The sequence below is a fragment of the Bradyrhizobium sp. genome, assembly GCF_052389815.1.
Classification (GTDB): domain Bacteria; phylum Pseudomonadota; class Alphaproteobacteria; order Rhizobiales; family Xanthobacteraceae; genus Bradyrhizobium.
Genome location: NZ_JBQTHN010000027.1, coordinates 1 through 21,817, shown reverse-complemented (window position 1 = coordinate 21,817; position 21,817 = coordinate 1). Strand labels below are relative to the sequence as shown.

Below are 21,817 nucleotides of genomic sequence, written 5' to 3'. Positions count from 1 at the left end.
CAGGAAACACCCATGTCCCTCGCCGCCCTCGAAGCCACCGTGAACGCCGCGTTCGACGCCCGCGAGGGCATTTCGACCGCGACCAAAGGCGAGGTCCGCGATGCCGTGGATTCGGCGCTGGAGCTGCTCGACAAGGGCGAGACGCGCGTCGCCGAGCGCGAGGCGAGCGGCAAGTGGAAGGTCAATCAGTGGCTGAAGAAGGCGGTGCTGCTGTCGTTCCGCCTCAACGACATGGGCCAGATCGCCGGCGGCCCCGGCAAGGCGTCGTGGTGGGACAAGGTGCCCTCGAAGTTCGAGGGCTGGGGCGAGAACCGCTTTCGCGACGCCGGTTTTCGCGCGGTGCCCGGCGCGATCGTGCGCCGCTCGGCCTTCATCGCCCGCAACGTCGTGCTGATGCCGTCCTTCGTCAATCTCGGCGCCTATGTCGATGAAGCCACCATGATCGACACCTGGTCGACCGTCGGCTCCTGCGCGCAGATCGGCAAGCGCGTGCACATCTCCGGCGGCGTCGGCATTGGCGGCGTGCTGGAGCCGCTGCAGGCCGAGCCCGTGATCGTCGAGGACGACTGCTTCATCGGCGCGCGCAGCGAGGTCGCCGAAGGCGTGATCGTGCGCAAGGGCGCAGTGCTGGCGATGGGCGTGTTCCTCGGCGCCTCGACCAAGATCGTCGACCGCGAAACCGGCGAGACGTTCGTCGGCGAGGTGCCGGAATATTCCGTCGTGGTGCCGGGCACGCTGCCGGCAAAACCCCTGAAGAACGGCCAGCCCGGCCCCGCCACCGCCTGCGCCGTGATCGTCAAGCGCGTCGACGAGCGCACCCGCGCCAAAACCAGCATCAACGAGCTGTTACGCGACTAAAGCGCGATGGCGTTTGATTGAATCGGTCGTCCGGCTGACTCAGTCCACCTCTCCCTTCGGGAGAGGTGATTCCCGATGCCGCTACAGTTCAACCTAATCTCATCACGCTCTGATCGAACCGCCCGCCGGTTCCAGCCGACCAAGGACCGGGTGGCGGGTCGCCGCCCGGAGCGATCCGTCATGGACTGGACCTGGTACCTGTTCGGCTTCAAGGGCCGCATCAACCGCGCCAAGTACTGGCTGTCGGGGCTGGTCGTCCTGTCCTTCATGATGATCTTCGTGGCGCTGGTGCAGCTGGCCCTGACGATCGACCTTGTGGCGCATGCCATGGGCACCGCTGCCGGTCACGGCAAGGCGTCGTTCGCCATCGGTCTCGACGACATTTACAGCGCACTCGATCCGGCGGCGTGGCAGGCACTGTCGTTTGCCAAGCTGCCGATGCTGCTGGTCAGGACGATCGGCCTGGTGCTGTTGCTCTGGATATTCCTCGCCACCTCGATCAAGCGGCTGCATGACCGCGACAGGAGCGCGTGGTGGATGCTGCCGTTCTTCGCAGCTCCCCAGCTCTTCAACCATTTCTCGGACCAGCTTCCCGAATCGGATTTCATGATGATCCCCGGCGCGATCGCGCTCGTGCTCATGCTCTGGGGTTTCGTCGAGCTGTATTTCCTGCGCGGCACGAAATGGACCAACCGGTACGGCGCCGATCCGCTCGGCAAGGAGCAGATGCGGGTGCGCTCCGAGCGGGCAAGGCTGCGCGCGACCACGGCGTGGAGCCAGGACAGCGAGATCGAAATGGTTCCGCACAAGTCTGGCCCTCCGCCGGCCATGCGTGTTAAGCCGATGGCATGACCGATGCCCTCTCGATCGCCCAATCCCTCCTCCGCTGCCCATCCGTAACCCCGGCCGACGCCGGCGCGCTCGGCGTACTCGAAGAGCTGCTCAAAGCACACGGCTTCGAGACGCACCGCGTCACCTTCGGCGAGCCCGGGACTGCCGACATCGACAATCTCTATGCGCGCATCGGCAGCGACGCACCGCACATCACCTTTGCCGGCCATACCGACGTGGTACCGGCCGGCGACGAAGGTGCCTGGACGCACGGCGCGTTCGCAGGCGATGTGAAGGACGGCGTGCTGTACGGCCGCGGCGCGGTCGACATGAAGGGCGGCATTGCCTGCAGCGTCGCGGCGGTGCTGCAACATCTGAAGGACAATGGCGGCAAGCCGCAACGGGACGGAAGGGGATCGATCTCGTTCCTCATCACCGGCGACGAGGAGGACATCTCCGTCAACGGCACGATAAAACTGCTGCAATGGGTGGCCGCGCGCGGCGAGAAATTCGATCATTGCGTGCTGGGCGAGCCCTCCAATGTCGAGGCGCTCGGCGACTGCATCAAGATCGGCCGCCGCGGCTCGCAATCCGGCACGCTTTTTGTCGACGGCGTGCAGGGCCATGTCGCCTATCCGCACCGCGCCTCCAATCCGGTGCCGGACATCTCGCGGCTGATCGTCGCGCTCTCCGACGAGCCGCTCGACCACGGCAGCGCGCAGTTCCAGGCGTCCAACCTGGAGTTCACCTCGGTCGACGTCGGCAACACCGCCGGCAACGTCATTCCCGGCCAGGCGCGAGCGAAGTTCAACATCCGCTACAACGACCTGCATACGCAAGCGAGCCTGCGCGACCTCGTCGACGCGCGCCTCGCAAAAGCCTGCGGCAACCGCATCAAGGCCCGCATCGTCTGGGAGCCGTCGAACTCGAACGTGTTCGTGACCAAGCCCGGCGCCTTCACCGATCTCGCGGTCGCCGCCATCGAGGAAGTCACGGGGCGGAGGCCCGAGCTTTCCACCAGCGGCGGCACCTCGGACGCACGCTTCATCTCCAGCTATTGCCCGGTGATCGAGTTCGGCCTGGTCGGCCAGACCATGCACCAGGTCGACGAGCGCACGCCGGTGGCCGATCTGGAGAAGCTGACCAAGGTGTATCGCGGCGTGCTGGATCGGTATTTTGGACAGTCGGGGACAATTTGATGCAGAAGCGATCAGTAAGCGCCGCTGATGCTCCGGAAGCGAGGGGCGGCTACGCACAGGTCTTTGAGGTGTCCGATGCAAGGCGTTGGGCCTTCGTCAGCGGGCAGATACCGCAAACGGCGGACGGAACGGTACCGGCTGATTTCACCGCGCAGGCGCGATTGGTGTGGGCCAATATTGAGGCTCAGCTCAGGGCTATCGACATGACGCTTGCCAATATCGTCAAGGTCACCACCTTCCTGTCGGACCGGAAGTACAACATCGAGAACCGCGCCGTTCGCCAGGAAGTGCTCCGCGATCTCACGCCGGCACTGACCGTGATCATCGCCGACATCTTCGACGAGGCATGGCTGCTGGAGATCGAGGCCATCGCCGCGGCCTAGACTGGCTAGTATTCCACCCTCACCAGATAGAGCCCCTCCGGCGGCGCGACGGGGCCGCAGGCGGCGCGGTTGCGGGCGGCGAGTGCGGCGGCAAGGTCGTCGGCGCTCCAGCGGCCTTCGCCGACCCAGACCAGTGAGCCCACCATCGAGCGCACCTGGCTGTGCAGGAACGAGCGCGCCGAGGTGACGATCCTGATCTCCGTGCCGTCGCGGATGACGTCGAGCTGGTCGAGCGTCTTCTCCGGCGATTTCGCCTGGCACTCGGTGTCGCGAAACGTCGTGAAATCGTGCTTGCCGAGCAGGCGCTGCGCGGCGGCATGCATGGCGTCGGAATCGAGCCTCCGCGGCACGCGCCAGATGCGGCCGATATCGAGCGCGAGGTTCGCGCGCGTATTGGCGATGCGATAGCGATAATGGCGCCTGATCGCGGAGAACCGCGCCTCGAAATCATCGGGCACGATCTCAGCTGCAATCACCGCAACCGGATGCGGCCGCAGATGCGCATTCAGCGCATCGCGCAGCCGGCTTGCCGTGAACGGTTTTGCGATGTCGCAATGCGCGACCTGGCCGAGCGCATGCACGCCGGCATCGGTGCGCCCCGAGCCGTGCACACGGACGTCCTCGCCACAGGTCGCCTTGACAGCGGCTTCCAGCGCGCCCTGCACCGTCGGATGATCGGGCTGCAGCTGCCAGCCGGCAAACGGCGCGCCGTCATATTCGATGGTGAGCTTGTAGCGGGGCATCAGGCAAACCGCGCGCCAGGCTTGAGCGATGTGCCACGCAGGAATTCCGCTGTCTTCATCGGCGCCCTGCCGGCGCGTTGCAACTCGACGATGCGGATCGCGCCCTCGCCGCAAGCGACGGTGAGCCGATCGTCGAGCAATATGCCGGGCGCGCCCGATCCCTCGGCGGGCTCGCAGCGCAGGACTTTCACGCGCAACGCCTCGCCGTCGACCGCCACCTCGCTCCAGGCACCGGGGAACGGCGACAGGCCGTGAATGTGCCGCAGCACCGCGTGCGCCGGCCTGCTCCAGTCGATCTTCGCTTCCGCCTTTTCGATCTTGGCGGCGTAGGTGACGCCCGTCTCGCTCTGCTTCGTCAATTGCAGCGCACCGCGCTCCAGCGCGGCCATCGCGCGCACCATCAGGTCGGCACCGAGCCGCGCCAGCGCGTCGTGCACGTCGGAGGCGGTCATCTTGTCCGTGATGGTCAGCCGCTCGGCCATCGCGACATCGCCGGTATCGAGGCCGACGTCCATCTTCATCACCATCACGCCGGTTTCGGCATCACCCGACATCACGGCGCGGTTGATCGGGGCAGCACCGCGCCAACGCGGCAACAGCGAAGCGTGCAGGTTGAAGCAACCGTCTTTCGGTGCATCGAGAATGGCCTGCGGCAGGATCATGCCGTAGGCGACGACGACAGCGGCATCGGCATTAAGGGCGCGGAATTCTCCCAGCGCTTCCGGCGTCTTCAGCGTCGCCGGCGTCAGCACGGCAATGCCGAGCCGGCGCGCCTCCTGCTCGACGGGGCTCGCCTGCAATTTCAAGCCGCGCCCGGCCGGCTTCGGCGCGCGGGTGTAGACGGCGGCGATCTCGTGGCCGTGGGCGACGAGTTCGAGCAGCGTCGGCACCGCGAAATCGGGCGTACCCATGAAGATCAGACGAAGCGGCATTCGAGGGCCCTGGCTATTTCGTCATGGCCGGGCTTGTCCCGGCCATCCACGTCTTTGATCCCCGCGAGAAAGCAAGTCGTGGATGCCCGGGTCATTAGAGCCAAGACGCGCTTCGCGCTCTTGCCCGGGCATGACGACTGTGAGAGAGCGCGGGCTACTCTCCGGCGCGCTTGGCCGCCTTGGTGAACTTCTTCAGCACGCGGTCGCGCTTCAGCTTGGAGAGGTAGTCGACGAACAGCACGCCATTGAGGTGATCGATCTCGTGCTGGATGCAGGTGGCGTAGAGACCCTCGGCGTCTTCCTCGTGCACCTTGCCGTCGAGATCGGTGAAGCGCACGCGCACGCGCGCAGGACGCTCCACCTCCTCGTAATATTCGGGGATGGAGAGACAGCCCTCCTCATAGACCGACATCTCCTCGGATCTCGCGATGACTTCCGGATTGATGAAAACGCGCGGCCTCGGCGTGGTCTCGCCGTTCTCGTCGCGCTTGGCGAGATCCATGGTGATCAACCGCAACGGCTGCGCGACCTGGATCGCGGCAAGCCCGATGCCGGGCGCGTCATACATGGTCTCGAGCATGTCGCCGGCGAGCTTGCGGATTTCCGCCGTCACCTTCTCGACAGGCTTCGAAACCAGCCGCAACTGCTTGTCCGGCAGGATGATGATCTCTCTGATGGCCATGACGCGCGATTTAAGCGGTTGATTTGACGGGGTCAATGCGACCGGGAACGCGTTAACCGCCTGCTAACCGTGATTTTTAAGGCGGCCTTAACCATAGAAATTTGCTTCCCATTAACCATATACGTTCCCTCTTCGTTCGCGCCAGCCCGCGAATCGGGTTACATAGCGGCATGAACGAGATTCTTTTCCTGATCGGCGACTGGCCGATCCGCGTCGCAGATGGCCTGGTCGGTATCAGCGGGCTCGCGGTTGTCCTGCTGCTGGCGCTGGTGATCGTCGTCGCAAAGTCCGGCCGGCGCGGCGCGGAACTCGCGGTCGTGCAGGCCATCCGCGCCGACGAGCTGGAGGAGCGGCTTTCCGACATGCTGCGTGCCCAGAGCGAATCGACCGGCCGGGTCGACGCGATGGCGCAGGCGCTGGCCGGCCGGCAGGCCGAGATGGCGCGCGCCGTCAACGAGCGGCTCGATTCGGTGACCCACCGCGTCGGCCAATCGATGGAAGCGACCACGCGCAACACGATGGACTCGCTCCGCAAGCTGCACGAGCGGCTCGGCATCATCGACAATGCGCACAAGAACCTCACCGACCTGACGACTCAGGTCACGACCTTGCGCGACGTGCTCGCCAACAAGCAGTCGCGCGGCGCCTTCGGCCAGGCGCGGATGGAGGCGATCGTCCAGGACGGCATGCCGAAGGGGGCGTACGAATTCCAGTTCACGCTGACGTCAGGCAAGCGGCCGGATTGCGTGGTGTTCCTGCCCGACCAGCGCCCGCTCTGCATCGACGCGAAGTTTCCGCTGGAGGCGATGACCGCGTTGCACGACGCGCGCAGCGACGAGGAGCGCCGCATCGCCGCGCAGCGGCTGCGCGGCGACATCATGAAGCATGTCAGCGACATCGCGGAAAAGTACCTGGTTCCCGGCGAGACGCAGGACACCGCGCTGATGTTCGTGCCGTCGGAGTCGGTCTATGCCGAAATCCACGACGGGTTCGACGACATCATCCAGAAAGCCTATCGCGCCCGCGTCGTGCTGGTGTCGCCGTCGCTGCTGATGCTGGCGATCCAGGTGATGCAGCAGATCCTGAAGGACGCCCGCATCCGCGACGCCGCCGACCAGATCCGCAACGAGGTGATGCATCTCGGCGACGATCTCGGCCGCCTGCGCGAGCGCGTGCTGAAGCTGCAAAAACATTTTGGCGACGTCAACGAGGACGTCCGGCAAATCCTGATCTCCGCCGACAAGATCGAAAAGCGCGCCGGCCGGATCGAGGAACTGGATTTCTCCAAGGACCCGCCGGAGGCGCCGCGGCTGGTCAAGGGCGCCGCCACCGAGCTGTTCCCGCTGCCGTCGCGGAAATTGCAGGCGGGGGAGTAATCACTCCTGTGGCAACACACAAAACTGTCATCGCCCGGCTTGACCGGGCGACCCAGTATTCCAGAGGCGGTAGATGGGCACGCGCCAGTACTACGTCTACATTCTCGCCAGCCGCATCGGCGGTACCCTTTACATCGGCGTCACCAACGACCTTATCCGCCGCGTTTCGGAACACCGCCCAAAAATCGCCGAAAGTTTCACCAAGCGTCATGACGTCACGCGGCTGGTCTATTTCGAGGTCTTCGAGGAGATCGAGCAGGCCATTCATCGCGAGAAGCGGCTCAAGAAATGGCCGCGGGCGTGGAAGATTTCGCTGATCGAGAAGGACAATCCGAACTGGATCGATCTTTACCCGGAGATTGCAGGGCCCGGCGGATAGGCCTCTGGAATACTGGATCGCCCCGTCAAGCCGGGCGATGACAGTCTTAGAATCTGCTACCAACGGCCCCATGACCGCTCCCGACGCCGCCTCTCCCGCAGTTCCCCCCGCTTCCGCCTCCTGGCGCGAGAGCCTTGCCGTCTACCTGCAGCCGCGCGTGCTGATCGTATTGCTGCTCGGCTTTTCCTCCGGCCTGCCGCTGGCGCTGTCGGGATCGACGCTGCTGGTGTGGATGCGCGAGGCCGGTGTCGACCTCGGCACCATCGGGCTGTTCGCCCTGGTCGGCACGCCCTACACGCTGAAGTTCATCTGGGCGCCGCTGGTCGACGCGCTGCATGTGCCGTTCTTCACGCACGCCTTCGGCCGCCGCCGCGGCTGGCTGGTGTTCTCGCAGTTGCTGCTGATCGGCGCGATCCTGCTGCTGGCACTGACCGACCCGGCACACTCACCGCTGTTCGTGGCGCTCGGCGCCCTGCTGGTCGCGATGATGTCGGCGACGCAGGACATCGTGGTCGACGCCTTCCGCGTCGAAAGCCTGCCGGAGAACGAGCAGGCCGCCGGCATGGCGTCCTACGTCGCGGCCTACCGCATCGGGATGCTGGTCTCGACCGCCGGCGTGCTGTTCCTGGTGACCGCATTCGAATCCACCGGCATCGGGCGTACCTCGGCGTGGATGTGGGGCTATGTGAGCATGGCGGCGCTGGTGCTGATCGGCACGCTGACCGCGCTGGCCGCCACCGAGCCCGAGCAATCCGTCCGCGCGGAAGCTGCGACCCGATCGGAGAGCGCATTCTCGCGCGTTCTGCACGCAGCCATCGGCGCCTTCTCGGAATTCCTGACCCGAAGGGATGCGCTGACCGCGCTCGCCTTCGTAGTGCTGTACAAATTCACCGATGCGTTCTCCGGCACCATGACGGCGCCGTTCGTGATCGACCTCGGCTTCACCCGCAACGACTACGCCGCCATCGTCAAGGGTGTCGGCCTTGCCGCAACGCTGATCGGCGGCTTTGCCGGGGGCTATGTGGCGCGGCGCTATTCGCTGGTCGCGAGCCTGTGGATCGGCGGCGCACTCCAGGCGGCCTCCAACCTGGCGTTCGCCTGGCTCGCCCATGTCGGGGTCAATCAATGGGCGCTGGCGCTCGCGATATCCGTGGAGAATTTCACCGGCGCGATCGGCACCGTGATCTTCGTCGCCTATCTCTCGGCGCTGTGCCAGAACCCGCTGCACACGGCGACGCAATACGCGTTGCTCACCGCCCTGTCGGCGGTCGGGCGCACCTATCTTTCCTCGGGCGCAGGGTATGTGGCGGCGGCAACCGGCTGGCCGCTGTTCTTCATCATCTCGGTCCTGGTCGCGGTGCCGAGCCTGCTGCTGCTCGCCTTCCTGCAGCAACGCAAGCATTTCGACACGCTGGGGCCGGTGCGAATTTAGCTCAAGCAGTCATCACCCGCGAATGCGGGTGATCCAGTATTCCAGAGACACCTGAATGGAAACGAGAGGCCGCGGCGTACTGGGTCGCCCGGTCAAGCCGGGCGATGACACCGGCGGGTTACTTCACCACGCTCCACTTGGTGATGACGGCCTCGGTCATCTGCCCGGGGTCCTTTGCGCAGGATACCTCATCCACCTTCACGGAGATGGGCTTGCCGATGAGCCCCTTCAGCTGCACCGCCTGCGCGTCGCTGGTGGTGACGAGCTGGAACGTTTCCGGTCCGGTTTCGAGATTGCACAGCCCGCTCGGCGGCGGCAGCCGACGCGGCTCCGAGGTGATCTGGTAGGTCGCGGACTTGCCGCGCTTGCGCGACCTGATGGTGGTCAGCTCGCCCGAGAGGACGTCGCCGGCATTGATCAGCTTGCCGGGCTTCGACGGGGCTGGCTCCCCCTGCGGGGCGGACTGGGCAGAAGCGGCAGGCGCAGCAAGGGCCACCGCCAGGATCGACACAAAACCCAGGCGTCCGGCGAATCGTCGTTTCGTCATTTCCAGTTCCGTTTGTGTGAAGAATCTTCTTTGACTTACGCGTTTTCTTGATGCGAACCGGTTCCCACTTCGCTTGAAAACGCTTTAGAACAGCGTTCGCTGCCGCATGGCAGCCGATAGCGTACCTTCGTCGAGATAATCAAGCTCGCCGCCGACCGGCACGCCGTGGGCCAGCCGCGTCACCCGCACATTGGCGTCCTGCAGGAGGTCGGTGATGTAATGCGCGGTGGTCTGGCCGTCGACGGTGGCATTGAGCGCCAGCACCACTTCCTTGACCTCTTCCTCATGCGCGCGTGCCACCAGCGCGTCGATGGAAAGGTCCTGCGGGCCGACGCCGTCGAGCGGCGACAGCGTGCCGCCGAGGACGTGATAGCGGCCGTTGCCGGCGTTGGCGCGCTCCAGCGCCCAGAGATCGGCGACATCGGCGATGACCACGATGATCGAGGGATCGCGGCGCGGATCGGTGCAGACCGTGCAGGGATTTTGCGTGTCGATGTTGCCGCAGGTCTTGCAGACCTGGATCTTCTCGATCGCAACCTGCAACGCCGAAGTGAGCGGCGTCATCAGCGCCTCGCGCTTCTTGATCAGGTGCAGCGCCGCGCGCCGCGCCGAGCGCGGCCCAAGCCCGGGCAGCCGCGCCAGCAGCTGGATCAGGCGTTCGATCTCGGGACCGGCAACCGCGGGCATGGGCTTTAGGAACCAAGCCCCCCGAGCAGGCCCGGCGGCAAGCCGAGCCCGCCGGCCAGCGACTGCATTTTCTCCTGCATGGCGGTTTCCGCCTTGCGCTTGGCGTCATTGATCGCGGTGACCACGAGGTCCTCGACGATCTCGCGCTCTTCGGCCTTCAGAAGCGACGGATCGATCCTCACCGCCTTCACTTCCATTTTCGCGGTCATGCGCACCGACACCATTCCGCCGCCGGAGTTGCCCTCGACCTCGATATTGCCGAGCTCTTCCTGCATCGCCTGCATCTTGGATTGCAGCTGCGCGGCCTGCTTCATCATGCCGAGAAAATCAGCCATTCTCGTGTTCCTTGTATTCAGTCGTCGTCGCCATCGGGCATTTCCGCAGGGTCTTCCGCGACAAGATCGGATTCCGGCGGCTCTGCGGCAAGCCGGCGGACCTCGATCACCCTGGTGCCGGGAAAGCGCGCCAGCACCTCGCGCACGCGCGGATCGGCTTCGGCCGCCTTTTCCCGCGCGCTCTTCTCGGCGAGATTCTGCGAGCGCACGGTCGGCTGGCCGGCCTCGTTGGAGACGATCACGGTCCAGCGCCGCCCGGTCCATAGCTCGAGCTTGCGCGAAAGATCGTTGACGAGGCCACGCGAGGCGTTGGGCTCCAGCGCGATCTCGAGCCGGCCGTCCTCGATTCGCACCAGCCGCATGTCGGCTTCCAGCGCGGTCTTGGTCAGGAGATCGCGCTTCTCGCCGGCCAGCGCTATCAGCTGCGGGAAACTGGAGATGCGCAAGCTGGGCGCCGATTGCGGCTCGGCGCTCGCGATCGGCTGCGGACGAGCCTCGGCGCCGCTGCGCGGGCCCGCGGCGGACGCCCGCACCGGAGACGACGGCATCGCCGACATCGTAGAAGCGGGCGCACCGCGCGGCGCGCCGTTGCCCGACACCGGCGGCGTCGATCCGCCGCCCTGCTCGATCATGCGGATCGCTTCATCCGGCGTCGGCAAGTCGGCGACGTAGGCGATGCGCACCAGGACCATTTCGGCGGCGGCGGCCGGACGCGTCGCGGTCTGCACCTCGGTGATGCCCTTGAGCAGCATCTGCCACATCCGCGACAGCACGCGCATGGAAAGCTTGGCGGCGAACTCCCGCGCCCGCACGCGCTCGGTCTCGCCGAAGGCGACGTTGTCGGCCGTGGCCGGCACGATCTTGACGCGGGTGACGAAGTTGACGAATTCGGCAAGGTCGGACAGCACCACGATCGGATCGGCACCGACGTCATACTGCGCGCGGAATTCCTTGAAGGCGCCGGCGATATCGCCGCCGGCGAGATTTTCGAAGAGGTCGATGACGCGGGTGCGGTCGGCAAGCCCGAGCATCTGCCGTACCGCCTCGGCGCGCACCGCTCCGGCCGCATGCGCGATCGCCTGGTCGAACAGCGACAGCGAGTCGCGCACGGAGCCTTCTGCAGCGCGGGCGATGATGCCGAGCGCTTCGTCCTCGACCTCGACGCCTTCCTTCTTCGCGATATCGGACAGATGCCCCATCAGCACGTCGGCCTCGACGCGGCGCAGGTCGAAGCGCTGGCAGCGCGACAGCACCGTGACCGGCACTTTCCGGATCTCGGTCGTGGCGAACACGAACTTGGCGTGCTCCGGCGGCTCCTCAAGCGTCTTCAGGAAGGCGTTGAACGCCGCCGTCGAGAGCATGTGGACTTCGTCGATGATGTAGACCTTGTAGCGTGCGCTCGCCGGCGCATAGCGCACGCTGTCATTGATCTGGCGCACGTCGTCAACGCCGGTGTGGGAGGCCGCGTCCATCTCCAGCACGTCCATGTGCCGGCTCTCCATGATCGCCTGGCAATGCACGCCGAGCCTGGCCATGGCGATGGTCGGCCCCTTCACGGAACCGTCGGGCAATTCGTAGTTCAGCGCGCGGGCGAGGATGCGCGCGGTGGTCGTCTTGCCGACTCCGCGCACGCCGGTGAGGATCCAGGCCTGCGGAATGCGCCCGGTCTCGAACGCATTCGAGACGGTGCGGACCATGGCCTCCTGGCCGATCAGATCGTCGAAATTGGAGGGACGGTATTTGCGCGCCAGCACGCGATAGGGCTTGGCTGCGTCCGGCTGGCCGCCGAGATCGAAGCCGCCCTGATCCGCGGGAGGGGGAGCGCCAGCATCGGTCATCGGTCGATCCGCAATTGATAATCTCTCGAACGGCCTGATTGCGGAAAGGAGCGCGCGCGAGACGGGCAAAAGCCCACTTCCAGCGCGATTCGCTCGGAAAAACAGGTAGGAGACTGACGAGCGACCCGATCCGGACCTCGTTAGGGCTGCTTCCTTCCGGACCTGACCCGGTTGGCGAGTGGCTCGTCCACCGCCAATCTCCCGGTCCCTATTTGGGGCCAAAAGGGCCGGAAAGCAAGCGCTCCCTAGGCTGTCATACCCCGCGAAAGCGGGGTATCCAGTAATCACCGGCTCGGCGATAGAGTGAGGGGCCGCGGCGTACTGGATCACCCGCTTTCGCGGGTGATGACGCCTTGATATGACACTGAGAGTGCCCTCCAGAAGGCGCTATTTGGACCCGGTTGAAACCGGGTTTGGGAACCAAGAATGCCCGCCGCCTGGTCGCTGCACCAACAACTCACCCAGGACACCATCGACATCGGCGACCTGCCGCTGTGCCGCGTGCTCGTGATCAAGGACGCCAATTACCCCTGGCTGCTGCTGGTGCCGCGCCGGGAGGGCGCCGTCGAGGTCATCGACCTCGACGAGGTCTCGCAGGCGCAGCTGATGACGGAGGTCTCGCGCGTCGCGCGCGCCCTGAAAGAGATCACCAAATGCGACAAGCTCAACATTGCCGCGCTCGGCAATGTGGTGCCGCAGTTGCATGTCCACATCATCGCCCGCCGCAGGAATGATGCGGCCTGGCCGCGCCCGGTCTGGGGCGTGGTGCCGCCGCTCGCCCACGACGCGGCGGAGGTGCAGAATTTCATCAGCGCGATCAGGCGCAAGATCTGGCTGGGTTGAGAACAAGAAAATGTCCGCATTCGACAAATATCCGCTGGGCAAGCCTGCTTTCGTCACCCACGTGCTCGATCGTGCCGCGCATCTGCGCATGAACGACGAGAAACTGTTTGCGATGGAAGGCCAGAACAACGCCCGCGCCTATGTGGTCTACCGCGACTCGCTGGTCATGAAGCAGGAGGAAAGCGGTCCGCGCGCCCTGCTTTCGATCAAGGAGGCGCTGGAATACGGCGCCAATCCCGGCACGGTCTTCCTCGGCTTGCGCGACGGCGCGCCTGTCTTCGGCATGGGCATTTCACCGGCCGCCGCGGAAAAGCTGGTCGGCCGCAATGACGTTGCCGTAACCGAGCTGCGCGGCATGGCGATGCAGGGGCTGGTGCCGCTGGAGCAATTGTCGGCGATCGCGATGGCGAAATCGCTGGTGACCTGGCATCAGCGCCACGGCTTTTGCGCCAATTGCGGACAGCGCACCTCGATGAAGGAAGGCGGCTGGAAACGCGAATGCGGCAGCTGCAAGGCCGAGCACTTCCCGCGCACCGATCCCGTCGTGATCATGTTCGTCAGCTCGGGCGAAAAGGCGCTGCTCGGCCGGCAGAAGCAGTTCATGCCCGGTATGTATTCCTGCCTGGCCGGCTTCGTCGAAGCGGCCGAAACCATCGAGGACGCCGTGGCCCGCGAGATCTTCGAGGAATCCGGCATCCGCGTCACCGACGTCAACTACTACATGACGCAGCCCTGGCCCTATCCGTCCTCGCTGATGATCGGATGCACCGCGCGCGCGCTCAATGAGGATATCGTCGTGGATCGCAACGAGCTCGAGGAGGCGCGCTGGTTCGATCGCGCCGAGCTGGAGTTGATGCACAAGCGCATGCATCCCGACGGCCTTTTCGCCGCGCATCCATTTGCAATCGCCCATCATTTGATCGGGCAATGGCTGCATGGCGGAACGAGCCGCGGCGCATAGCGGGAACCGCACGACACCCTGCGTGATTGACTGAGGATTCGAACGGACATGACGGATCCGCGCATGAACTTTCAGGACAAGGCGCCGAAGATACCGCCGCGCATCCTCTGCATCGGCATGCCGGTGCGCGATCTCACCTTCCACACACCCGGAGTTCCCGGCCGCGGTTCCAAGGAAAACGCGACCGCGTTCGACGAAATCTGCGGCGGCAACGCGCTCAATGCTGCAATCGGCATCGTGCGGCTCGGCGGCCGTGCCTCCATCTGCGGCCCGATGGGCGACGCGAAGGAAACCTCGAGCCGCTTCATCTTCGAACAGTTGAAGCACGAGGGCATCGAGACCACGCACCTCATCCACATGCCGGGGCTGGTGACGCCGATCTCGGCCGTCATGATCGATCCCTCCGGCGAGCGCACCATCGTCACCTTCCGCGATCCGAAATTGTGGCATGTGAAACTGCCGAAATTCGACACACTGCTGAACGACTGCCACGCCATCCTGACCGAAAGCCGCTGCGCCGAGTTCTGCACCGACCTCTGCGCGGAAGCGGTCCGGCGCGGCATTCCCGTCATTGTCGATGTCGACCGCGCGATGTCGCTGCGCGAGGGACTGCTCAATGCCTCGACGCATCTGGTGTTCTCGAGCGAGCCGTTGCAGGAGACCGCCGATGTCAGCGACGATGGCCAGGCGCTGCACAAGATCGCCAAGCTGACGAAATCGTTCCTGGCCGGCACGCGCGGGCCGCGCGGCACCATCTGGCTCGACGAGCAAGGCCGACTGCAGGAGACCCCTGCCTTCCCCGTCCATACCGTCGATACCCTCGGTGCCGGGGACGTGTTCCACGGGGCTTTTGCGCTGGCCATCACCGAGGGTCAGGGGCTGCGGGAGGCGCTGCGGTTCGCCTCGGCGGCCGCGGCGCTGAAATGCACGCGCTTTGGCGGCGCCTTTGCGGCTCCGCAACGTGCTGAAGTCATTGAGCTTTTGGGACAAGGTCAGATTGCCCGAAACGCCTGACCGAGGCGCAAACTGGCCTTGCATGAGAAGATTTTTCTCTATATGAGGGCTATTGTCCCCTCATATGGAAATTTCTTCTCATGACCGATCTGGCCGCCGCCGTCCCTCTGCAAGAGCCCAACCGCCGGCTCGACGCCATCGACCGCAAGATCCTGACCGTGCTGCAGGAGGACGCCTCGCTGTCGGTCGCCGAGATCGGCGACCGGGTGGGCCTGTCCTCCACCCCCTGCTGGAAGCGCATCCAGCGGCTGGAGGCCGATGGCGTGATCCTGCGCCGGGTGGCGCTGGTCGACCAGAACAAGATCGGGCTGGGAATCTCGGTGTTCGTCTCGGTCGAGAGTTCCGACCATTCAGAAGCCTGGCTGCGCAAGTTTGCGGACGCCGTCAGCGCCATGCCGGAGGTGATGGAATTCTACCGCATGGCCGGCGACGTCGATTACATGCTGCGCGTCGTGGTGGCGGACATGCCGAGCTACGACGTCTTCTACAAGAAATTGATCAGCGCCGTGCCGCTGAAGAACGTCACCTCGCGCTTTGCGATGGAGAAGATCAAGTCGGTGACCGCGCTGCCGGTGCCGGCGGCGTAGCTCAGGCCGCGCTGAATGTCGGCAGCACGAGATTGACCCGCGCGCCGCGGCCCGGCGCCGAGGCGATGTCGACGGTCCCGCCGTGAGCCTCGACCAGCGCGCGAACCACCGCGAGACCGAGACCGGCGCCGCCGGTGGCCCGGTTGCGCGACGCTTCGAGCCGGTTGAACGGCTCGAGCATGGCCTGTCGCGATTCGGCAGGAATGCCTGGGCCGTCATCGTCGACCGACACGACGACCGACTGCCGCTGCAGCTTCACCTGGACATGGGCCGCGCGGCCATACTTGATGGCATTGTCGATCACATTGGCGATGATCCGCCGCAGCGCCAGCCTGTCGCCAAGCACGATCGCACCACCGGCGCCCTCGTCCGTCGTCAGGTCGACGGCCTCGCCCTGCGCGCGGCGATCGTCGGCTTCGGCCTGCACCAGCGCGGCAAACTCGATCATTTCCTGCGAGAGCCCGCCGGCACCGGCGCGGGCCGACAACAGCGCGTCGTCGAGCAGGCGGATCATGTCGTCGATATCGGTGATGGCGCGGTGGCGCTCGGCGTCATCCGGAATGTGCTCGACCCGCAGCCGCAGCCGGGTCGCGAACGTCCTGACGTCATGGGCGATACCGCCGATCAGGCTCATGCGTGCGCGCAACATCTCGTTGAGGCGGCCCTGCAGCCGGTTGAACGCAGCCACCACGGCCCGGATTTCCGGCGCGCTGCGGCGCGCCTCGACCAATGGCGGCGGATCGGCCGACAGATCCACGCGGTCGACAGCCGCGGCGAGCTGCGCCAGGGGCCGCGTCTCGCGGTGCATGACGAGCAGCGCCAGCAGAGCCACGATGGTGCCGAACAGCCCCGCGCCGAAGCCGACCGGCAGGCCGAGCGGCGTGACCGGCAGGCGGGTATAGGCGTCGACCACCAATGTCTCGCCGGTTCGAAGTCCGATGCGGAATTCCGTCGCATTCGCCATCAGCCGAGCCAGCCGGGGAAACCAGCGATTCGTCCGCCGGTCCGGCGGCAGCACGATCTCGACTGCACGGCCCCCGAGCCGGGCCGCATAGGCTTCGCGCATGGTCGCCTGCCGCTGATCCGTCGCCGGGGCAGAGCTTGAGCCGGGCTCGATCCTGACGACGAATTGCGGCGAGGCGGCAGCGTTGAGAAGGAGCCCGCGCGAAGCGGGCGAGGCCTGCTCGATCAGCGATGCCAGCGCGTCGAGCCGGCCCGGCGAGGGATGCACGAGCTCACCTTCGCGGACCGACGTGAGATAGAAGATCGCGACACTCACGGTGATGACCGTGGAAAATCCCACCAGGATGATCAGGGCGAGGCGAGTCGCCAGCGACAGCCGCAGCATCATGACACCTGCTTGACCGAGGCCGTGAACAGATAGCCGCCATTGCGCACGGTGGTGATGAGATTCGATCCGGGGCTCGCGGCTTCGAGCTTCTTGCGCAAGCGCGATATCAGCATGTCGACGGTACGATCGAACGGCTCGGCCGAACGGCCGCGGGTCCAGTCGAGGATCTGGTCGCGGCTCAACACGCGGCGCGGCCTCTGCACGAAACAGCCGAGCAAATCGAATTCGGCACTGGTCAGTTGCAGCGTCTGGGCGTCGCCCTCGGCCAGCTCGACGTTGCGCGTATCCATGTCGACGACGAAGCGGTCGAACGCGTAGCGGCGGACCACGGGCCTGGCCGGGCTCGCGCCGGCGCGCCGCAGCAGCGCACGGACCCGCGCCAGTAATTCACGCGGCCCGAACGGCTTTGCCAGGTAGTCGTCCGCTCCCATCTCGAGGCCAACCACGCGATCGACCTCGTCGCTCTTGGCGGTGAGCATCAGGATCGGAATGTTGTCGTCCGCGCGCAGCCGCCGGCAGATCGACAGCCCGTCTTCCCCGGGCAGCATCAGGTCGAGGATGATGATGTCGGGGCGAAGCCGCTGCAGGGCCGCATTCATCGCGGCGCCGTCGCCGGCACAGACCACCTCGAATCCCTCGCGCCGCATGAAATCGGCGACCAGCCGGCTGATCTCGGGGTCGTCTTCCACGATGAGAATGGTCGCGGCCTGCGTCGTCATGGCCGCATTGTGGCTGACGCCCGTCGCCGCGCAAGGCCCGCGGCGCGGTTGTTACACACTGTTACACGCCGTCGACAAAACGATGAAAATCGTTTCCTGCGCGCAAAGCGGCGCTGACGTCGCACCCGCATTCTCCTTGCCGGCTTCCTCAAACGGCGGCCTTGCCCCTGCAACCGGCTCATCAAGGAGAATGACGACCATGAAGAAAATGCTTCTCGCCTCGGCCATGATCGGCGTGTTTTCGATCGCTGCAGCCGCAGATGCCAACGCCTGGACCCGCTCCGCAACGAGCACAGGCCCGCGTGGGACGGCCACCGTGCAGGCGGCCGGCGGCTGCACCTACGGCAGCTGCACGCGCAACGTGACGCGCACCGGTCCCGCCGGAAATACCTACACCCGCACCGGCACGATCTCTCGTTGACACCTCCGCGCGCCCGCCGTCCGGACTACACCCAGCCGGCCGGCGGGATCGCCCGATAGCGATCATCACTCCAGAGGAAATCCATTATGTCTTACACCGTTCGACGACCAAAGCTCGCAACCGCCATGGCGGCGCTCCTGATCTTTGCTGCCACCCTGCCGGCACACGCCCAATCCCAGCCGACGCCGCAAATGCGCAGCGAGGCCATGGCGCTGCTGCAGGTTTGCCGCGGCGATTACGATCGCCTGTGCAGCGGCGTGACGCCGGGCGGCGGGCGCGTGCTTGCCTGCTTGCAATCCCACGCGAGCCAGCTCAGCGCGGCCTGCGCACAGGCGATGCCGCGTGCCGAAGCGCTCAAGAGCAGCGCCACGGCGGCCGGCGCGATGCCGAAATAGGAGAAAGCCATGCCATATGCCGCTCAACTGGTCGGCACCGACATCCGCGTTCTGATCCTGGCGATGGCGATCGGCCTGATGGCGCTGGAATACGGGATCGGCCGGCTGACCCGCCACGACGCACACGACTGGCGCGAGAGCGCCGCGTCATTCGGCGTCGCGCTGGGACAGACGCTGCTGCGCGGCGTCGAAGCCGGCATCGTCGCGATCCCCTTCGCGTACTTCTATCGGCACCGGCTGTTCGATTTCGACCAGACCAGCCTGCCGGCGCTCGCCGCGCTGTTCGTCGGCAGCGAGTTTCTGTACTACTGGCAACACCGCGCCTCACACCGCATCCGCTGGATGTGGGCCACCCATTCCGTGCATCACTCGACCACGCGCTTCAACCTGACGGCGGCGATCCGCCTCGGCTGGACCGGCAGCATCTCGGGCAACTTCCTGTTCTTCCTGCCGCTGGCACTGCTCGGATTTCATCCCTTGATGATCGTGGCCATGCTCGGCATCAACCTGTTTTATCAATTCTTCATCCACACCGAGTTCGTGCCGCGGCTGGGCCCGCTGGAATGGGTGCTGAACACGCCCAACCATCATCGCGTGCATCACGCCTCCAACGAGGCGTGCCTCGACCGGAATTTCGGCGGCATGCTGATCGTGTTCGACCGCCTGTTCGGCACGTTTGCCGAGCCGCCTGCCCACCAGAAGCTGCGCTACGGCCTGGTCGGCGGCCAGCCGTCGTTCAATCCGGTCAAGACGGCACTGGGCGAATGGGCCGCCATGCTGCGCGACGCGCGCCGGGCACAGGGCGCAGGCGCAAAGCTCCGCACCCTGTTCGGGCCTCCCGGCGCGTGAGCGCCGGGGCGCTCAGATCTTCTGATTGTACTCGCCGACCTCGGGGTGCGCGCGCAGCACAGAGTCCATCGCCTCGAACATGTCGCGCATGCGCTTCTCGCTGACCGGGCTTTCCACCACGACCACCAGTTCCGGCTTGTTGGAGGAGGCGCGGATCAGGCCCCAGCTGCCATCTTCGCTCGTGACGCGCACGCCGTTGACGGTAACGAGGTCACGGATCGGCTGTCCCGCCACCTTCTCTCCCTTGGCCTTCGCCGCCTCGAAATGCTTCACGACCGCATCGACGATGCCGTATTTGGCTTCGTCCGCGCAATGCGGCGACATGGTCGGCGACGACCAGGTCTTCGGCAGCGCGTCCTTCAGGTCCGCCATCGACTTGCCGGGCGCGCGATCCAGCATGTCGCAGATTGCGATCGCCGAGACGAGGCCGTCGTCATAGCCGCGGCCGAACGGCTTGTTGAAGAAGAAATGGCCCGACTTTTCGAAGCCGGCGAGCGCGCCGACCTCATGGGTGCGCCGCTTCATGTAGGAATGGCCGGTCTTCCAGTAGGTCGCCTTCGCGCCTTGTTTTTGCAGCACGGGGTCCGTCACAAACAGCCCGGTCGACTTTACGTCGACCACGAACTGCGCGTCCCTGTGGATCGCCGACATGTCTCGCGCCAGCATGACGCCGACCTTGTCGGCGAAGATCTCCTCGCCGGTATTGTCGACGACGCCGCAGCGATCGCCGTCGCCATCGAAGCCGAGGCCGACATCCGCCTTGTGATGCAGCACGGCGTCGCGGATGGCGTGCAGCATTTCCATGTCTTCCGGATTCGGATTGTATTTCGGGAAGGTGTGGTCGAGCTCGGTGTCGAGCGGGATCACCTCGCAGCCGATCGCTTCCATCACCTGCGGCGCGAAGGCGCCGGCGGTGCCGTTGCCGCAGGCGACCACGACCTTCAGCTCGCGCTTCAGCCTGGGGCGATTGGTCAGATCGGCGATGTAGCGCGCCGGGAAATTTTCGTGGAACTGGTAGGAGCCGCCGACCTTGTTCTTGAACTGCGAGTTGAGCACGATCTCCTTCAGCCGCGTCATCTCGTCGGGGCCGAAGGTGAGCGGACGGTTGGCGCCCATCTTCACGCCGGTCCAGCCGTTGTCGTTGTGCGAGGCGGTCACCATGGCGACGCAAGGCACGTCGAGATCGAACTGCGCGAAATAGGCCATCGGCGTCACCGCAAGGCCGATGTCGTGCACCTTGCAGCCGGAAGCGAGCAGGCCCGAGATCAGCGCGTATTTGATCGAGGCGGAATAGCCGCGGAAATCGTGACCCGTCACGATCTCCTGCCTGGCGCCGAGCTCCGATATCAGCACGCCGAGGCCCATGCCGAGGGCCTGCACGCCCATCAGATTGATCTCCTTGCCGAACAGCCAGCGCGCGTCGTATTCGCGAAAACCGGTCGCCTTCACCATCGGCTCGGATTCGTAGGCGTAGGTATTGGGGACCAGCGCGGATTTCGGCTTGGGAAACATCAGAATAGGCCTCGGAAATGGCTTTTGAAGGGACCGCTGAGCCATAGCGAATGCCAGGCCGCAGCGAAAGGCGGGAAGCGGCTTTTGGCGGTCAATTAAGGCGGATTTGGCTGGAAACGTTCCTAGGCAGCTGTAATTTTAGCGCACGATTTCGTCTTCAATGACCGCCCTGAGTCCCGGCAAGGCCTTTTGCACGGTGTCCCACACCAGCTGCGCCAAGACGTCCTCGTAGTCATGGCGATAGACGTTGCCAGCCGCCGCCATTTGCCGCCATGCGATCTGCGGATGTCGTGCCTTCAAATCCGTCGGCAGTCGTCGCGATGCTTCCGAAATGATCTCAAGGCAACGAGTGACGGCATAGACGGTGCGGATGTCCGGCTTGAAGGTCTCAATGTCAAAGCCATTGACGAACTCGGTCGCCAGATCGATGTGATGCAGGATGTCTCGAAGGACGCCGTCCGGACGCTCAGAAGGCATAGATGGCATCGGCCATGGCGGCGGGACGGACGTGCGACTTTAAACTCTCACGGTTCACGACATCGACCGGGTCGCTAAAAAGGCCTGATATATATTCCTTCAAGTCGACATAGTCGAAGACCGTGATCCGCGCATCCGGATCGATTTCGATCATGATGTCGATGTCGCTATCCGGCCCGTGGCTACCTCTCGCCACCGAGCCGAACAGGGCGGCATGCTTTACCCCACGTCCACGCAGGGCGTGTTCGGAGCGTCGCAGCGTTTCAAGGGCTTCCGAGCTGTTCATGGAGGCAATATAGCACCCTGGGATGCCGATCGGGAGGGCCGATTAGACCTTACTGCTCCATTACCAGCCGGCCGTTGGCGTATTCGAAGCGCTTCAGCTTGGACAGGAACGAGAGGCCGAGCAGGTTTTCCGACAGCGCTTCGTCGGGCAGCACCATGGCCTCGACGTCGCGGACGACCA

At 65.2% G+C, this 21,817-nt stretch carries 27 protein-coding genes, 1 other RNA gene and 1 pseudogene; 14 read left to right on the top strand and 15 right to left on the bottom strand.

Annotated features, from left to right (window positions below; translation table 11 throughout):
* The first annotated feature begins 12 nt into the window (after positions 1–12).
* From dapD to ACT4OC_RS05995, 4 genes are all read left to right on the top strand, one after another.
* Entirely contained in the window at positions 13–858 is an 846-nt protein-coding gene (dapD, locus tag ACT4OC_RS06010) for a 2,3,4,5-tetrahydropyridine-2,6-dicarboxylate N-succinyltransferase (protein WP_444838054.1), read from the top strand.
* 180 nt (positions 859–1,038) lie between these two features.
* Positions 1,039–1,710, top strand: a complete 672-nt coding sequence (locus tag ACT4OC_RS06005; protein WP_444838053.1) for a DUF805 domain-containing protein — start codon at positions 1,039–1,041, stop codon at positions 1,708–1,710.
* On the top strand, positions 1,707–2,888 hold the full coding sequence (gene dapE / locus ACT4OC_RS06000; RefSeq protein ID WP_444838052.1) for a succinyl-diaminopimelate desuccinylase: 1,182 nt from the start codon (positions 1,707–1,709) through the stop codon (positions 2,886–2,888). Before ACT4OC_RS06005 ends, dapE begins: the two co-directional genes overlap by 4 nt.
* A complete protein-coding gene (locus ACT4OC_RS05995; protein ID WP_444838051.1) occupies positions 2,888–3,271 on the top strand; it encodes a RidA family protein in 384 nt (127 codons plus the stop codon). Before dapE ends, ACT4OC_RS05995 begins: the two co-directional genes overlap by 1 nt.
* Positions 3,272–3,276: 5 nt before the next feature.
* Here the strand turns inward: ACT4OC_RS05995 and truA are convergent, their stop codons facing one another.
* The 3 genes from truA to def all read right to left on the bottom strand — a co-directional run bounded on the left by truA (position 3,277) and on the right by def (position 5,628).
* Positions 3,277–4,014 carry a tRNA pseudouridine(38-40) synthase TruA gene (gene truA, locus ACT4OC_RS05990; protein WP_444838050.1) on the bottom strand — a complete coding sequence of 246 codons (738 nt, stop codon included), beginning with the start codon at positions 4,012–4,014 and terminating at the stop codon, positions 3,277–3,279.
* The gene (gene fmt, locus ACT4OC_RS05985) at positions 4,014–4,946 is read right to left on the bottom strand and encodes a methionyl-tRNA formyltransferase (protein WP_444838049.1); all 933 of its coding nucleotides are present in this window, start codon (positions 4,944–4,946) and stop codon (positions 4,014–4,016) included. Before fmt ends, truA begins: the two co-directional genes overlap by 1 nt.
* A 154-nt stretch (positions 4,947–5,100) precedes the next feature.
* Entirely contained in the window at positions 5,101–5,628 is a 528-nt protein-coding gene (def, locus tag ACT4OC_RS05980) for a peptide deformylase (protein WP_444838048.1), read from the bottom strand.
* A gap of 170 nt (positions 5,629–5,798) precedes the next feature.
* Between def and ACT4OC_RS05975 the strand changes: the two genes are divergently transcribed.
* From ACT4OC_RS05975 to ACT4OC_RS05965, 3 genes are all read left to right on the top strand, one after another.
* A complete protein-coding gene (locus tag ACT4OC_RS05975) occupies positions 5,799–7,004 on the top strand; it encodes a DNA recombination protein RmuC (protein WP_444838047.1) in 1,206 nt (401 codons plus the stop codon).
* Positions 7,005–7,077: 73 nt separating this feature from the next.
* Entirely contained in the window at positions 7,078–7,383 is a 306-nt protein-coding gene (locus tag ACT4OC_RS05970; protein WP_444838046.1) for a GIY-YIG nuclease family protein, read from the top strand.
* Between the two features lie 70 nt (positions 7,384–7,453).
* Entirely contained in the window at positions 7,454–8,815 is a 1,362-nt protein-coding gene (locus ACT4OC_RS05965; protein ID WP_444838045.1) for an AmpG family muropeptide MFS transporter, read from the top strand.
* Positions 8,816–8,933: 118 nt separating this feature from the next.
* Here the strand turns inward: ACT4OC_RS05965 and ACT4OC_RS05960 are convergent, their stop codons facing one another.
* From ACT4OC_RS05960 to ffs, 5 genes are all read right to left on the bottom strand, one after another.
* Positions 8,934–9,362: a hypothetical protein gene (locus tag ACT4OC_RS05960; RefSeq protein WP_444838044.1), complete on the bottom strand. Its 429-nt coding sequence runs from the start codon at positions 9,360–9,362 to the stop codon at positions 8,934–8,936.
* A gap of 84 nt (positions 9,363–9,446) precedes the next feature.
* Positions 9,447–10,049, bottom strand: coding sequence for a recombination mediator RecR (gene recR, locus ACT4OC_RS05955; RefSeq protein ID WP_444838043.1), 603 nt, complete (start codon positions 10,047–10,049; stop codon positions 9,447–9,449).
* Between the two features lie 5 nt (positions 10,050–10,054).
* The gene (locus tag ACT4OC_RS05950; protein ID WP_444838042.1) at positions 10,055–10,384 is read right to left on the bottom strand and encodes a YbaB/EbfC family nucleoid-associated protein; all 330 of its coding nucleotides are present in this window, start codon (positions 10,382–10,384) and stop codon (positions 10,055–10,057) included.
* 17 nt (positions 10,385–10,401) lie between these two features.
* On the bottom strand, positions 10,402–12,222 hold the full coding sequence (locus tag ACT4OC_RS05945) for a DNA polymerase III subunit gamma/tau (protein WP_444838041.1): 1,821 nt from the start codon (positions 12,220–12,222) through the stop codon (positions 10,402–10,404).
* A gap of 105 nt (positions 12,223–12,327) precedes the next feature.
* Positions 12,328–12,424: signal recognition particle sRNA small type (ffs, locus tag ACT4OC_RS05940), an RNA gene on the bottom strand.
* Between the two features lie 224 nt (positions 12,425–12,648).
* Here ffs and ACT4OC_RS05935 point away from each other — a divergent pair.
* The 4 genes from ACT4OC_RS05935 to ACT4OC_RS05920 all read left to right on the top strand — a co-directional run bounded on the left by ACT4OC_RS05935 (position 12,649) and on the right by ACT4OC_RS05920 (position 15,627).
* Positions 12,649–13,065, top strand: a complete 417-nt coding sequence (locus tag ACT4OC_RS05935) for an HIT domain-containing protein (protein ID WP_444838040.1) — start codon at positions 12,649–12,651, stop codon at positions 13,063–13,065.
* Positions 13,066–13,075: 10 nt separating this feature from the next.
* Complete coding sequence (gene nudC / locus ACT4OC_RS05930) at positions 13,076–14,026, top strand: NAD(+) diphosphatase (protein WP_444838039.1); 951 nt, start codon at positions 13,076–13,078, stop codon at positions 14,024–14,026.
* Positions 14,027–14,089: 63 nt separating this feature from the next.
* Positions 14,090–15,040 (top strand): sugar kinase, encoded by a 951-nt coding sequence (locus ACT4OC_RS05925; protein WP_444838073.1) that lies wholly within the window; start codon positions 14,090–14,092, stop codon positions 15,038–15,040.
* An 80-nt stretch (positions 15,041–15,120) separates the two neighbouring features.
* Positions 15,121–15,627, top strand: coding sequence for an Lrp/AsnC family transcriptional regulator (locus ACT4OC_RS05920; RefSeq protein ID WP_444838038.1), 507 nt, complete (start codon positions 15,121–15,123; stop codon positions 15,625–15,627).
* A gap of 1 nt (position 15,628) precedes the next feature.
* Here ACT4OC_RS05920 and ACT4OC_RS05915 read toward each other — a convergent pair whose 3' ends face one another.
* From ACT4OC_RS05915 to ACT4OC_RS05905, 3 genes are read right to left on the bottom strand one after another with little or no spacing between them, the layout of a single operon-like run.
* Positions 15,629–16,978 carry a sensor histidine kinase gene (locus ACT4OC_RS05915; protein ID WP_444838037.1) on the bottom strand — a complete coding sequence of 450 codons (1,350 nt, stop codon included), beginning with the start codon at positions 16,976–16,978 and terminating at the stop codon, positions 15,629–15,631.
* Positions 16,975–17,697 (bottom strand): response regulator, encoded by a 723-nt coding sequence (locus ACT4OC_RS05910; RefSeq protein ID WP_444838036.1) that lies wholly within the window; start codon positions 17,695–17,697, stop codon positions 16,975–16,977. Before ACT4OC_RS05910 ends, ACT4OC_RS05915 begins: the two co-directional genes overlap by 4 nt.
* A gap of 51 nt (positions 17,698–17,748) precedes the next feature.
* On the bottom strand, positions 17,749–17,898 hold the full coding sequence (locus ACT4OC_RS05905; RefSeq protein ID WP_444838035.1) for a hypothetical protein: 150 nt from the start codon (positions 17,896–17,898) through the stop codon (positions 17,749–17,751).
* Here ACT4OC_RS05905 and ACT4OC_RS05900 point away from each other — a divergent pair.
* The 3 genes from ACT4OC_RS05900 to ACT4OC_RS05890 all read left to right on the top strand — a co-directional run bounded on the left by ACT4OC_RS05900 (position 17,897) and on the right by ACT4OC_RS05890 (position 19,362).
* Positions 17,897–18,118 (top strand): hypothetical protein, encoded by a 222-nt coding sequence (locus ACT4OC_RS05900; protein WP_444838034.1) that lies wholly within the window; start codon positions 17,897–17,899, stop codon positions 18,116–18,118. The two genes, ACT4OC_RS05905 and ACT4OC_RS05900, sit on opposite strands and share 2 nt — an antisense overlap.
* 86 nt (positions 18,119–18,204) lie before the next feature.
* Positions 18,205–18,513, top strand: coding sequence for a cysteine rich repeat-containing protein (locus ACT4OC_RS05895; RefSeq protein ID WP_444838033.1), 309 nt, complete (start codon positions 18,205–18,207; stop codon positions 18,511–18,513).
* Between the two features lie 9 nt (positions 18,514–18,522).
* Positions 18,523–19,362, top strand: a complete 840-nt coding sequence (locus tag ACT4OC_RS05890) for a sterol desaturase family protein (protein WP_444838032.1) — start codon at positions 18,523–18,525, stop codon at positions 19,360–19,362.
* Between the two features lie 12 nt (positions 19,363–19,374).
* Here ACT4OC_RS05890 and ACT4OC_RS05885 read toward each other — a convergent pair whose 3' ends face one another.
* The 4 genes and pseudogenes from ACT4OC_RS05885 to ACT4OC_RS05870 form a co-directional block, all read right to left on the bottom strand.
* Entirely contained in the window at positions 19,375–20,874 is a 1,500-nt protein-coding gene (locus tag ACT4OC_RS05885; RefSeq protein ID WP_444838031.1) for a phosphomannomutase/phosphoglucomutase, read from the bottom strand.
* 138 nt (positions 20,875–21,012) lie between these two features.
* Positions 21,013–21,351 carry a HepT-like ribonuclease domain-containing protein gene (locus ACT4OC_RS05880; protein ID WP_444838030.1) on the bottom strand — a complete coding sequence of 113 codons (339 nt, stop codon included), beginning with the start codon at positions 21,349–21,351 and terminating at the stop codon, positions 21,013–21,015.
* Positions 21,341–21,637 (bottom strand): nucleotidyltransferase family protein, encoded by a 297-nt coding sequence (locus ACT4OC_RS05875; RefSeq protein ID WP_444838029.1) that lies wholly within the window; start codon positions 21,635–21,637, stop codon positions 21,341–21,343. Before ACT4OC_RS05875 ends, ACT4OC_RS05880 begins: the two co-directional genes overlap by 11 nt.
* Before the next feature lie 49 nt (positions 21,638–21,686).
* Positions 21,687–21,817, bottom strand: a pseudogene (locus ACT4OC_RS05870) (TIGR02281 family clan AA aspartic protease); the annotation flags it as partial.